The 12,839-nt window shown below is 67.9% G+C and carries 13 protein-coding genes; 4 read left to right on the top strand and 9 right to left on the bottom strand.

From position 1 onward, the window contains the following. Positions 1–196: 196 nt before the first annotated feature. The 3 genes from VX037_RS13760 to VX037_RS13750 all read left to right on the top strand — a co-directional run bounded on the left by VX037_RS13760 (position 197) and on the right by VX037_RS13750 (position 1,342). Positions 197–421 (top strand): BldC family transcriptional regulator, encoded by a 225-nt coding sequence (locus tag VX037_RS13760; protein ID WP_235724080.1) that lies wholly within the window; start codon positions 197–199, stop codon positions 419–421. A 57-nt stretch (positions 422–478) separates the two neighbouring features. Next, positions 479–700 (top strand): hypothetical protein, encoded by a 222-nt coding sequence (locus tag VX037_RS13755; protein WP_235724081.1) that lies wholly within the window; start codon positions 479–481, stop codon positions 698–700. A 144-nt stretch (positions 701–844) separates the two neighbouring features. Then, positions 845–1,342 carry a helix-turn-helix domain-containing protein gene (locus VX037_RS13750; RefSeq protein WP_287016854.1) on the top strand — a complete coding sequence of 166 codons (498 nt, stop codon included), beginning with the start codon at positions 845–847 and terminating at the stop codon, positions 1,340–1,342. 32 nt (positions 1,343–1,374) lie between these two features. Here the strand turns inward: VX037_RS13750 and ccsB are convergent, their stop codons facing one another. The 9 genes from ccsB to VX037_RS13705 all read right to left on the bottom strand — a co-directional run bounded on the left by ccsB (position 1,375) and on the right by VX037_RS13705 (position 11,346). Next, positions 1,375–2,406 (bottom strand): c-type cytochrome biogenesis protein CcsB, encoded by a 1,032-nt coding sequence (ccsB, locus tag VX037_RS13745; RefSeq protein WP_266060095.1) that lies wholly within the window; start codon positions 2,404–2,406, stop codon positions 1,375–1,377. 41 nt (positions 2,407–2,447) lie between these two features. Continuing rightward, positions 2,448–4,313 carry a cytochrome c biogenesis protein ResB gene (resB, locus tag VX037_RS13740; RefSeq protein ID WP_328714660.1) on the bottom strand — a complete coding sequence of 622 codons (1,866 nt, stop codon included), beginning with the start codon at positions 4,311–4,313 and terminating at the stop codon, positions 2,448–2,450. Further along, a complete protein-coding gene (locus tag VX037_RS13735) occupies positions 4,310–5,116 on the bottom strand; it encodes a cytochrome c biogenesis CcdA family protein (RefSeq protein ID WP_287016856.1) in 807 nt (268 codons plus the stop codon). The genes resB and VX037_RS13735 overlap by 4 nt, the downstream gene beginning before the upstream one ends. Then, the gene (locus VX037_RS13730; protein ID WP_328714659.1) at positions 5,113–5,754 is read right to left on the bottom strand and encodes a TlpA family protein disulfide reductase; all 642 of its coding nucleotides are present in this window, start codon (positions 5,752–5,754) and stop codon (positions 5,113–5,115) included. The genes VX037_RS13735 and VX037_RS13730 overlap by 4 nt, the downstream gene beginning before the upstream one ends. Before the next feature lie 24 nt (positions 5,755–5,778). Continuing rightward, the gene (locus tag VX037_RS13725) at positions 5,779–6,408 is read right to left on the bottom strand and encodes a histidine phosphatase family protein (protein ID WP_328714658.1); all 630 of its coding nucleotides are present in this window, start codon (positions 6,406–6,408) and stop codon (positions 5,779–5,781) included. Positions 6,409–6,423: 15 nt separating this feature from the next. Next, positions 6,424–7,743 (bottom strand): glutamate-1-semialdehyde 2,1-aminomutase, encoded by a 1,320-nt coding sequence (gene hemL, locus VX037_RS13720; protein WP_287016858.1) that lies wholly within the window; start codon positions 7,741–7,743, stop codon positions 6,424–6,426. A gap of 147 nt (positions 7,744–7,890) precedes the next feature. Further along, on the bottom strand, positions 7,891–8,769 hold the full coding sequence (locus VX037_RS13715) for a DUF559 domain-containing protein (protein WP_328714657.1): 879 nt from the start codon (positions 8,767–8,769) through the stop codon (positions 7,891–7,893). A 175-nt stretch (positions 8,770–8,944) separates the two neighbouring features. Further along, the gene (locus VX037_RS13710; protein ID WP_287016860.1) at positions 8,945–9,847 is read right to left on the bottom strand and encodes an SGNH/GDSL hydrolase family protein; all 903 of its coding nucleotides are present in this window, start codon (positions 9,845–9,847) and stop codon (positions 8,945–8,947) included. Next, positions 9,844–11,346 (bottom strand): PucR family transcriptional regulator, encoded by a 1,503-nt coding sequence (locus tag VX037_RS13705; RefSeq protein WP_287016861.1) that lies wholly within the window; start codon positions 11,344–11,346, stop codon positions 9,844–9,846. Before VX037_RS13705 ends, VX037_RS13710 begins: the two co-directional genes overlap by 4 nt. Before the next feature lie 136 nt (positions 11,347–11,482). Between VX037_RS13705 and gabT the strand changes: the two genes are divergently transcribed. Then, the gene (gene gabT / locus VX037_RS13700; protein WP_235724092.1) at positions 11,483–12,835 is read left to right on the top strand and encodes a 4-aminobutyrate--2-oxoglutarate transaminase; all 1,353 of its coding nucleotides are present in this window, start codon (positions 11,483–11,485) and stop codon (positions 12,833–12,835) included. Positions 12,836–12,839 lie beyond the last annotated feature (4 nt).

Below are 12,839 nucleotides of genomic sequence, written 5' to 3'. Positions count from 1 at the left end.
TTCTTTCCGATCTCTGCACACCAGGGTACTGGGGTTATCCGGCCATCCGGGCGCCCCCTCGGACGACAGACGCGGCCGGGAATGCCGGTTTTGCACTCTCTTTACCGTTTCCTGACTGTTCGAACACCCGGCACTCCGGCGTGTATCCATGAGGTGATCCCAGATCGCCATCGTTGCAGGCGGAGAGAGGAACATCGTGACGATCACCGACGCAGCCGGAGTCCCCGGCCTCATCACCCCCGGCCTTGCGAGTCAGCACACCCTGACGCCCGGTCAGGTGGCAGCCATGTTCAACGTGAACCCGAAGACCGTCGCCCGCTGGGCCAGTTCCGGTCTGCTCGGGTCCATCCGCACGCCCGGCGGACACCGTCGGTTCCGTGAGTCCGACGTCGTCGAACTGCTCAACCGCCGCACCCACTGAGCAGGCTCTGCCCCGCTCCGTCGCAACCTCACGTACGCTGGTTTACGGGAGGTTGCCATGACGTTTCTGTTTGCCTTGATCGGCATTGCAGCTATTGCTTTCCTGTTGTGGCGTGCCTTCGGCCCCCAACTCGGAGAGTCGGACGAGCGCGACGAACACGCACCTCGTCGACCGGCCAAACCGTCGGGTCCCGTCGGCCCCGACGACGACCCTGATTTCCTTCGTGACCTCGATCGTCGGACCCGTGGCACCAACGGGTCCGATGGCGACGACGCCTGACCGGGCGCCGAAGTTACGGCCACGTACCCTACCCCGAGGTAGGGTAATCTCGTTTCACTACGTAGTTCGGACGACAGCGGGAGCGGTCGACCGTACCGGTGGTGCAGGCACAACGATCGACGTTGACGCGGGGGATACACGAGGGTGACTGCCGGTGATGCGCGCCGAACGCCGGCGCATGAGGACGATGCCAGTTTCGCCGAGAAGGTGGGCTATCTGTTCGAGCATTCGCGCGACGAGAACGGCGCGCCCTACACCGGGAAGAAGATCGCCGAGCGCGCCAATGAGCTCGGCTACTCGCTCTCGGACGCCTACATCTCGCAGTTGCGGACCGGTAAGGCGCGCACGCCGTCGTTCCGGACGGTGGAGGCCATCGCCCGTGCGTTCGAGGTCAGCGTCACCTATTTCCTGGCCAATCCCGACGAAGACCTCGAGCGGGTGCGGCAGCAACGCGACTATGTCGAGATGCTGGCGACCACCGGCACTCATCTGTCGGGTATCGATGTGGGGCGGATCTGCCCCGACACCATCGACGTGCTGATCGATCTGCTCAAGGTGGTCAAGGCCCAGGCGCAGGCGCAGGGCGACACCTTGCCGCCGCCCGGAGAAGCGCCGAGTCCGACCGGACAGAATCCACAGTGATCAGAGTCCGCCGCGGTTTGAGTCCGGCGTGATCAGAGTCCGGCATACGAGTGCAGCCCGGACACCACCAGATTGATGATGAACAGGTTGAACAGCAGCGCGACGAAACCGGCGATGTTGATCCAGGCCGCCGCGTTGTTGCGCCACCCGGCCGTGGCCCGGGCGTGCAGGTAGGCCGCGTAGATCACCCATGCGATGAACGACACCGTCTCCTTGGGGTCCCAGCCCCAGAACCGGCCCCAGGCCGCCTCGGCCCAGATGGCGCCGCAGATCACGCCGAGCCCGAACAGCGGGAACCCGAAGACGACGCACTTGTAGGCCAGCCGGTCGAGCGCATCGGCGTTGGGGATGTGCGCCACGATGCGGCGCATGCCGGCCACGAATCCCTTGCCGGTCAGCGGATCCGCGGAGTCGTCGGCGTCGGACGCGTTGGCCCCCCAGCGCATCTTGACCAGGTAGAGGATGCTCGCGACGCCCGACACCAACAGCACACCCGACGAGATCGAGATGATCGAGACGTGCACGGCCAGCCAGTACGACTTGAGTGCCGGCACCACCGGCGCAGCCTGCGTGTAGAGCCAACGTCCGCCGATGAACATCAGCAACGACACCGGCAGCAGCACGAACGACAGCAAGGGACGATGCTCCGGCTTGCGCAGCACCACCAGCCCGGCGACCACGCAGGCGGCACACGTCAGCGAGATGAACTCGTACATGTTGCCCCACGGCGCCCGGTCGGTGGCGACACCGCGCAGCACGATCGAGGCGATGTGCGCGATCAGCCCCACGAAGACGACCGGGTAGGCCATCGCCGCCAGCCGCGAGCCCTTGCTGCGACGCGGTGCGGGACCGTCGATGCGGCCGGGGGCGCGGTCGTCGACCGCGACTGTCGCGCCGCCGGCGGTCACCATCTCGGCGGCCGGGGCGAGTTTGCGTGCCCGCGCCCCGGCGAGCGCGGCCAGGAACAGGAACATGGCCAGCACGTACACCGTGATGGCGGTGCCGAACAGAAGGTCGGAGTAACGCGCGAGCGTCTCGTCGACCTGAATGGAGCCCGTGTTCATGGCACCGTCCTTTCGTTGCTGACTGCGCTGGTGGCCGACCGCTACAAACGCCGGGCGGCGCGTGCGGCTCCCGGGTCGTCGGGGTCGATCACCAGGCGGCGCGCCTGCTCATCGAATCCCTCGCCCCAGCCCGCCTGATCGGTGCGTGCCAGGCCGGCGATCTCTACTACCGTACGTCGTTTGGTCTCCTCGCCGGAATCCGACGTGGTCACCGGCACCAGACGCACCCAGATGCGGCGCCGCCGGATGAGCAACGACACCAGCAGTCCGCCGAGCATCACGATCGACGACGCCAGCACCCAGATCTGGGCCGGGTCGTGCGACACCTGCATCGACACCCATCGTTGATAGCCGTCGAAGCGCACCACGGTGCCGTCGGCCAGCGTGTGCGAATCGCCCTGACCGAGGTTGACCTGGGCGCGCTGCTGCAGGCGTCCCTGATCGATGAGCGACTGGTCCAGGGAGTACGCGTTCTGCGGCAGGCCGGTGTCCAGGCCGGTGTCACCCTCGTAGATGCGGATGGCCACGTACGGGTCGTTCGGCTCCGGCGATGCCGAGGTCAGTAGGGTGCCGTGGAAGTTGGCGGTCGGCGCGAACAGACCCTCGACCGCGATCTGATGGTTGCGTCGTTCGTCGGGGTTCGGGTACAGCCCGGCCGGGGTGTCGAAGCGGATGGCTCCCGACGACATCATCGTCTGAAGTTCGTCGGGAACGAACGGCACCGTCTGGGTGCGCTGTTCGCCGTTCGGGAAGGTGACGGTGAACGTCGGGGCGAAGCCGTTGCCGAGTACGTACACACGGTCACCGGCGACACGCAGCGGCTCGTTGACGCGGATGCGGGCGGTCGGCCAGGTCGAGGCGTCGGTGCTGGGTGTCCCCTCGGTGTAGCGGACCTCGGAGCTGTACATGTCGGGTTGACCGTTCGGCAGGAACGTCGCATCGAAGCTGTCGACGCGGATACAGAACGGCTGCAGGTCGGTGCCGTCGACCAGGTTGCCGGCCCGGAACGAGTCGTACACGGCGGTCGACGTGTTGCACAGGCCCTGCTCACCGTCGGCGACCAGGCTGCGGGTGCCCTCGTAGCCGTACAGTTTGCCCAGCGCGATGGACACCAGCAGCGCGAGCAGCGCGAAATGGAACACCAGGTTGCCGAACTCGCGCAGATAGCCCTTCTCGGCGGAGACCTCGACGACCTCCGGGCGTTTCCCCGCGGCCCCGCCCCCCGTATCCCCCGCCGATCGAGTAGCCCCGGAACCTACCGACGAGCGCTCCCCCGCTGATCGAGTGACCCCGGAACCTGCCGACGAGCGCTCCCCCGCTGATCGAGTGACCCCGGAACCTGCCGACGAGCGCTCCCCCGCTGATCGAGTAGCCCCGGAGCTTGCGGAGGGGCGTATCGAGATCACCCGTCGCCACCCGCGCAGATTCCGCGACACCCGCTCGGCGATTTCCTCGGGCTCCCCATCGACCTCGATCGTGACGTGCCGCGGCAGTCGCTTGAGGTTGCGTGGCGCGGCCACCGGCTTGGCCCGCAGATTGTGGAAGTGTTCGATCATCCGCGGCGTCAGGCAGCCCACCAGCGACACGAACAGCAGTACATAGATCGCGGTGAACCAAGCGCTGGAGAATACGTCGAACAGCTGCAGCCGGTCCATCGTCTCGCCGACCCAGCCGTGGTCGGCGATGTAGGTGAGCGTCTTCTGTTCGTTGAGCGACCGTTGCGGCAGCAACGCACCGGGGATGGCCGCCAAGGCCAGCAGGAACAACAGGATCAGCGCAGTGCGCATCGAGGTCAGCGAGCGCCACATGTTGCGTGCCGGCCACAACACACGGCGGCGGAACCAGTGCGGACGGCGCGGCGGCGGGACGTCGGCGGTGTCGCGGCGGTCGGTGGTCACCTCGGTCATACGGGCAGCTCCGTGTCGGTGATGAAGGCATCGCGCACCCAGACGATGAACTGGTCCCACGCGCCGGTCACCAGGGCGATGCCGACGGCGATCAGCATGATGCCGCCGAAGACCTGGATGGCGCGGGCGTGGTTGCGCAGCCAGCCGAGGCTGCGCAGCGCCCACGCCGACGAGAACGCGAGGATGACGAACGGGATGCCGAGTCCGGCGCAGTAGGCGACGATCAGCGCCACACCTTTGGCGGCGGTGGCCCCTTCGGTGCCGCTGGCGGTGGCGATCACCGCAGCCAGCGTCGGACCCAGGCACGGGGTCCAGCCGAGCGCGAAGACGGCGCCGAGCAGTGGTGCGCCCACGATGTTGGACATGCGGCGCGGCGCGAACCGGAACTCGTGTTGCATCGCGGGCACCAGGCCGATGAACACCAGGCCCATCAGGATGGTCACCACCCCGCCGATGCGTTGCAGCAGTTCACGATTGACGATGAAGGTACTGGTGATGCCGAGCACGGTGGCGGTGGCGGCAACGAAGATGACGGTGAAGCCGAGGACGAACAACGCCGCGGCGAGCGCCACCCGCGACCGGCCGCTTTTGGCGGATTCGCCGACGGTCACCGCGGGCGCCTCGGCGCCGACGAGCCCGGCCAGATACGACAGGTAGCCGGGCACCAGCGGCACCACACATGGGGAGGCAAAGGAGACCAGCCCGGCGATGACGCAGGCGGCCAGGGCCAGCAGCAGCGGGCCCGACGAGACGGTGGTGGCGAAGGTCTCGCCGATGGCGGCCTGCGGGGCGAGCGCGATCATGGCGCGCCCGGTGCCGACGACGTCGCGGGCGTGTCGGCCGGTGGGGTCGCTGCGGGGGCTTCGGCGGCGACCCGGCGCACGGTGGCCTCGAGTTCTTCGGCGGTGATGGCCTTGAGGAACACCGCGGCCGGCCGGTGCTCCCGGTCGAGTACGACAGTGGTGGGGACCACCGAGGTCGGGGTGGTCAGGGCGGCCAGGGTGATGCCGTCGAAGTCGTAGATGGACGGGAAGCCGACGTTGCGGTCGGCGACGAAATCCTTGGCATTCTGCCGGTCGTCACGCAGGTCGATGCCGAGGAATTCGACACCGAGGTCTTTGGTGTTCTCGTAGACGGTCTCGAGGTCGTCGGCCTCGCCGCGACACGGCCCACACCACGAGCCCCACACGTTGACCACGACGACCTTGTCGGCGAAGCGCTCGTCCCCGAGCGCGAGCGGTTCATCGGTGATCAGGTCAGGTCCTGATACCTCCGCGACCGGTTTGCGCTGCTCCGGCGGGTAGGTGATGACCACCTGGCCGCCGGGCGAGATGAACTCGAAGGTGTCTCCCTGCGCGACCGCATCGTCGCCGGTACCGCAGCCGCTGACCACACCGATCACGACTGCCAGCACCGCCAGCAGCAGGGAAAACTTTCGCACGTTCGTCCTATCGCACCGGGCCGGTCACGCCCCGGTGGCCAACGGGTCCGAGGCCCCCACGGGCTCGGAGTAGATGATGTCGACGAGCGCATCGCCCTCGTAGATCAGGCTGGTCAGGGACGCCAGCGAACACTGCCGCCGGCGAGGGTCGTGCCACAGCCGCTGCCCTTCCAGAAAGCGGCGCAGTGTGTAGACGGGCAGTTGGTGGCTGACGCAGACGGCTTCGTGGCCACGAGCGGCGTCGCGGGCCTTGTTGGCTGCGGCCAGCATGCGATGGGCCAGTTGGATGTAGGGCTCGCCCCACGACGGGGTGAACGGATCACGCATCTTGGGCCAGTGCCGCGGTTTGCTCAGCGCGCCGTCGCCGACGGACACCTTCAGTCCTTCGAAGACGTTGTCGGCCTCGATCAGTTCGTCGTTGGTGATGATCTCGAGTCCGTGCGCGCCGGCGATCGGGGTGGCCGTCTCCTGCGCCCGCTGCAACGGCGAGGCAAAGACGGCAGTCACGGCGTGGTCGGCGAGAGCGCCGGCCACCTTGTTGGCCTGGGCGCGTCCGGTGTCGGACAGTCGGAAGCCGGGCAGCCGGCCGTAGAGAATGCCTTCGGGATTGTGCACTTCCCCATGGCGCATCATGTGGACGATCGTGTTGGTCATCGTGTCTCCCCCGGGTCAGCTCTGGACCGCTGCGGCAGCGGCCTGCGCGGCTGCCGGCAGTGCATCGGCGATACGTGAGAAAGCATCGTCGTCCAACGCCGCGGACACAAACCAGGCCTCGAACGCACTCGGCGGCGGGTAGACACCACGTTCGAGCAGCGCGTGGAAGAACGGAGCAAAACGCCAGGTCTCAGTGGCCTTGACGCCCGGGTAGTCGACGATCGGGTCGCCAGAGTCGGTGAAGAAGACGCTGAGCATGCTGCCCGCGCGCTGCACCCGGTGGGCCACACCGGCGGCGTGGAGGGCGTCGGTCAGCAGCGTGGCGAGGCGGTCGGCGTTGTCGTCGAGTGCGCGGTAGGTGTCGGCGTCGGCGGTGCGCAGAGTGGCCAGACCGGCGGCGACGGCCACCGGATTCCCCGACAGTGTGCCCGCCTGATAGACCGGACCGGTCGGTGCGAGTCGTTCCATCACGTCGGCACGTCCGCCGAACGCGGCGGCGGGCAGCCCGCCGCTCATCACCTTGCCGAAGGTGTAGAGGTCGCCGCCTACCCCTTCGAGTCCGTACCAACCGGACGGGCTGACGCGGAAGCCGGTCATCACCTCGTCCATGATCAGCAGCGCGCCGTGGCGTCGGGTGAGTTCGCGCAGGCCGGCGTTGAATCCGTCGTGCGGGGCGACCGCGCCCATGTTGCCGGCGGCGGCCTCGGTGATGACCGCGGCGATGTCGTCGCCGAACTCCTCGAACGCCTTCGCGACGGCCTTGAGGTCGTTGTACGGCAGCACGAGTGTGTCGTGGGCGGAGGCTCCCGTCACGCCCGGCGAGGTGGGCAGGCCGAGGGTGGCCACGCCGGACCCGGCGTCGGCGAGCAGGGCGTCAACGTGGCCGTGGTAGCAGCCGGCAAACTTGATGACCTTGCTGCGCCCGGTGTAGCCGCGGGCGAGCCTGATCGCCGACATGGTGGCCTCGGTCCCGGAGTTGACGAGCCGGACCTGCTCGACGGGGTCGACCCGGTCGATGATCTCCTCGGCGAGTTCGATCTCCGACGAGGTGGGCGCACCGAAGGAGAGCCCGCCGGCCGCAGCCTGCTGCACCGCGGACACGACGGCGGGGTGCGCGTGGCCGAGGATCATCGGACCCCAGGAGCACACGAGGTCGATGTACTCGTTGCCGTCGACGTCGGTGAGTCGGCAACCCTGCGCCGAGGCGATGAAGCGCGGATCGCCACCGACGGCGGAGAACGCCCGGACCGGGGAGTTGACCCCGCCGGGGATGACCTGGGTGGCGCGTCGGAACAGCGCGGCAGAGTTCGCGGCTACTTCAGCGGATCGGGTCACGGGGACCAGTGTTCCAAATGGCCTCGTGAGGGCCAAAATCGTTCAGCCGGTTCTCAGGGAGAGTGTGATGTCGGTGACGGTTCCTGCGGCCGTATCCGCCTGCGGCGACATAGGACGTCGGCGACGATAGTTGTCGCGGCAACCTGCTCAGCCTGCAGGCGGAGACGCCCGACGACGTCGGCGCCGACCGGTCGGCAGCTTCTTGCGGTGCTCGCGTCGGCGAACCAGATCGAGGATGGTCTTTTCTGCTTCCGCCCACTCCTCGACCACGCGCTTATAACTCAACCGCACGGTGATGTAGCCCTTTCGGGTCGCCTCCTCGTCGCGTCGGCGGTCCCTCTCGCGCTGTTCGGCGCTGCGGTCGTGGAATTCCTCGCTGTCGATCTCGATGATGAGTCGGGTGCCGATCAGCAGATCGACACGACCGACCCCCGCGATCTGCACTTGTGAGCGCACCGTCACGCCTTTGAGCTGCAACCGCAGCCGCACCATCGTCTCCGTGCCGGATTCCGCCTTGCCATCGCACCGGTCAAGTAGTCGGCGAATCCGCCGCGGGGCCGACGCCATGAGCGATTCCAGGTCGCAGCGTTCGAGCAGGGCCTTGTTGAGGATGGAGTCGCACACCACGACGATGCCTTCGTCGTCGAGGCATTTGAGTGCGTGGCGAAAAGCGGTTCGGATGTCGTCGACGGCGGACACCTCCGGTTCGGGCGACCCGTAGCCCAGGCAGAACCGGCCACTGCGCCCTTGTCGGTGCGCTGACTCCCGAGCCCGGACGTGGACCTTCTTGGTGTGCGTGGGCACCCAGACACCATGGAGCTTCAGCGCCGACAGACAACTCAACACTCCCCCGGCAGCCACCGCCTCGACCACCATCGCATCCGCAGTCGGCGTCGCATACCAGCCACGTCGCAGCCTGCGCAGCTTCTCCTCCCTCATCGCACGCCGCAGGTGTGCGAGAGTCACAGCACGCGAATGCAATTCGGACCAGGACACTACGCCGTAGTGATCATCGATCTCCATCATGAGGTCGAGCATGCCGACGAAACCGGCCGTAATCGGGTTCCGCGCATAGCGGTGTGTGGTTCTGTGGACCCGCACCCGACCTGTGGACTACCGACGCCGAATACAGCTGCGGCAGCAGGGGTGGCCGCCGACAATTATTGTCGGCCCCACCCCCTGAGACCGCGGCTGCATACGACTACTCCAGCGCCGTAGCCACTGCGTCGGCGATGGCCTGCTGCCCGGCCGCATTCGGGTGGACCGGCGCCGCCCCCGACGCACCGTTGCGCGGTTCGATCCACCGCTGCCCCACCGGCGCGCACGCGTCGTGGCCTTCCGACGCCGGCGCCATGTCGACGAACCGCGCTCCGGTCTGCTCGGCTGCACGCTGTAGAGCGGCGTTCAGAACCGATTGCAGCTCACGCAGATACGTGAGATCGCCGGTCGCGACCGGCATCGCGGGATAGCAGCCGTCGACGGGCGGCAGGATCCACGGATACCCGACCGCCAGGATCTCGGCGTTCGGCGCTCTGTCGCGTACCGCTTGCAACGCTTCGCGCAGGGCCGGCGCGGTCTGGTTCCCGACGATGTCGACGTACTCGGAGCCTCGGGTGTCCGCGCACGGTGATCCGGACAGATCGCGGGCGGCGAGGTCGGCGCACTCGCGGATCGCGGTGCTGTAGAGGTCGCTGTCGTTGCCGCCGATCATCACGGTAACGATGTCGGCGTCGTCGGTGAGCGCATCCAGTTGCGGTGGCACACCGTCGTATTGGGCCGACTCGAAATCCGCCGTGTCGGCGCCGCTACAGCTGACGTCGGTCAGTCGGTAGCCCGCGTCGGCGGCGAGCACGTGCGCGAAGTTGCGCGAGGATCGCAGGCACATCACCGGGGAGTCGGCGACCAGGGGTTGCACGCCGGCCGCGGCGGAGAAGCTGTCGCCCAGGTTCACCAGGTGTAGTTGGTCGGTGCCCGTTGCGGTGGAGGCGCTCACCGACGGGGACGTCTGGGTTGCACTCGGTGCCGCGGAGTCGTCGATGTCGTCGGCGCAGCCGGCGACGGCCACCGCCACCGCCGCGATCCCTGCGGCCACAGCCTTTCTCATTCGTGCGCTCCCAACAACAACATCAACAACAGTTCGGCACGGACACGCGCGTCGGCCAGGTCCACATCCAACAGATCCTCGATTCGTTCGACCCGGTGGCGCAACGTGTGCCGGTGCACACCTTGCGTCGCGGCGGCGACACCCCAGTTGCCGTTGGCTTCCAGGTAGGCCAACAGGGTCGCTCGTAGCTCGGTTCCGTGTTCGGCGTCGTGGTTCAGCACGGGGGCCAGCCGCTGGGCGTGTGCGTCAGCGAGCGCTCGACGCACGGGGTCGACGGTCAGCAGCGACCGGGTGCCGTGCAGATCGGCGAGCTGACCGACGGCCGCGGATCGGCAGGCCAGCCTCGCCTGCCGGACGGCGTCGGCGACGTCGCGCACATCGGTCACCGTGCCCACCCCGCCGCCGACCGGACCGGCAGAGTTGACGACGGCGAACAGGGTGGTCGCGAGCTCGGTGGAATCGTCGCCGCGAAGCAGCACCATCAGTTCCGGTCCGTCGCGATGCACGAAGACCGCGCGCCACCGGTCGTCGAGCTCGTCGATCAGCAGGCGCTGCCCGCGGGTGGCCGCGTCGTCGTCTCCGAAGCGCAACGCCAGCGCCCGCACCCGTCCCGACGGGTCGGCAGCCCGCGCCAGAATACGTTGTACGCCAACTCGCTCGGTGGGATCGGCGAGCGCTGATGCCAGTGTGTCGGTGTGCAACTCGACAAGGTCGCGGCGTAGCTGGCGTGGTTTCGCGTGCTCGATGGCCAGCAGCGAGATGGCGTGGCCCACCAGCATCCGCGCGACGTCGTCGAGGGCGGTGCGTCCCACCGTGCCGAGGTGTCCAAAGGTTCGTCCGCCGGAGCCGACCCGGGACACCGTGATCGTGGCATCATCGGTCACCGTGACCGCCGCCGCCGACGCCGGGTCACGAATCACCAAATCACGCAACCGGTTCAGGTCTGCCGACGACACGGAGCCGGGTGCGTTGGCGACCACGGCCAGGCCGGTGTCGAGCAGCACCACCTTCTGCCCCACCGCGTCGGCGAGTTCCCGGATCACCGCCGTCGACCCACCCGAGGCGGCCGCGCGGGTCATCTTCGGTTGCGCCTTGGTGGCCGCCAACAGCCGCGACGATCGCTGGGCGGCAATCTGATCCAGCACGGCGCGGGTGATCGCGGAGAACGGCACCGGCAGCGGAACCTCGAACAGCGGTAGCCCCAGCTCGTCGGCGACCGACGCCATGCCGGCGGGCACCGCGTCGAACTCGAAACCGACACCCATTCCGACCGCCGCCACGCCGACGGCATCGAGACGCTCGAGGTAGTCGCGCCAGATCGTCGGGTCACCGAGCCGCAGCCCCGTGGTCAACAGCACCTCGTCGCCGGACAACCATTCGCCGGGCTGGGTCAGTTCGCTGGTCATCACGCAGTCGACGTGCCGATCGAGGCCGGCCACCCCGCCGCGCAGCGTGAGACGGAGACGTCGCTGGGCCAGCAGCCAGCGCACCGTCGTCATGCCCACCACCCTACCTGGACACCATGGAGTGCAATGTTCACCGACTTGTACACATTGGCAGGTCACCCCGATCGGGTTGTCGGCGAAGACTGGGGCCGTAAGCAGCGCCTGACACCATCGACGGAATGAGGACGTGATGACCGCCATCCCCTACCGGTTACCGCAGAAGCGGCATCTTGTCACCGAGCTCCCCGGCCCGCGGTCGGTCGCGCTGACGGAGCGTCGGCGCCGCGCGGTCGCGGCCGGACTCGGGTCGGCCACGCCGGTGTTCGCGGTCGACGCCGATGGCGGCATCATCGTCGACGCCGACGGCAACTCACTGATCGACCTGGGATCAGGAATCGCTGTCACCGGAGTCGGAGCCAGCAACCCGGCGGTTGCCGACGCCGTCGCCGCACAGGCGCACCGGCTCACCCACACCTGCTTCATGGTCACCCCCTACGAGGGATATGTGGCCGTCGCCGAAAAGCTCAACGAACTGACCCCCGGCGATCACGAGAAGCGAACGGTGCTGTTCAACTCCGGCGCCGAGGCGGTGGAGAATGCAGTCAAGGTCGCGCGCTTGGCGACCGGGCGCAACGCGGTGGTCGCCTTCGACCACGCCTATCACGGCCGCACCAACCTGACCATGGCGCTCACCGCGAAATCCATTCCTTATAAGCATGATTTCGGCCCGTTCGCGCCTGAGGTGTACCGGATGCCGATGAGCTACCCACTACGGGATCCGGCGGGGACCGACGGAGTTGCCGCCGCCAACCGCGCCATCAGCATGATCGACACCCAGCTCACCGCCGACAGTGTGGCTGCGGTCATCGTCGAACCCATCCAGGGTGAGGGCGGTTTCATCGTGCCCGCACCGGGTTTCCTGCCGACGCTGGCCGCCTGGTGCCGAATGCACGGCGTGGTGTTCATCGCCGACGAGGTCCAGAGCGGGTTCTGCCGCACCGGTGCGTGGTTCGCCAGCGAAGACGAAGGCGTGGTCCCGGATCTGATCACCACCGCCAAGGGGATCGCCGGCGGGATGCCGTTGTCGGCGGTCACCGGCCGCGCCGACCTGATGGATGCGGTGCACCCCGGTGGGCTCGGCGGCACCTACAGCGGCAATCCGGTCGCGTGCGCCGCCGCGTTGGCCACGATCGAACAGATGTCGACCCTCGATCTGAACGCACGTGCGCGCCACATCGGGGAGATCGCATTCGCGTCGTTGTCGGCAACCACAGAACGTCTCGCCGCCACCGGCCAGGATGTCATCGGCGAGATCCGCGGTCGCGGAGCGATGATCGCCGTCGAATTGGTGAAACCCGGTACCACCGAGCCCAATCCGGAACTGGCCAAGGCGGCTGCGGCGCACGCACTCTCCCGCGGAGTGGTGGTCCTCACCTGCGGCACCTATGGCAACGTGCTAAGGCTGCTGCCTCCGATGGTCATCGACGACGATCTGCTGTGCGAGGGCCTGCAGATCCTCGACGAGGCCCTCACCCCCGCGTGAGTCA

It is taken from the genome of Gordonia sp. Z-3 (genome assembly GCF_036233855.1).
Lineage (GTDB): Bacteria > Actinomycetota > Actinomycetes > Mycobacteriales > Mycobacteriaceae > Gordonia > Gordonia tangerina.
Note: the sequence above shows the minus strand (reverse complement) of the source record. Positions and strands in the feature narration are given on the sequence as shown.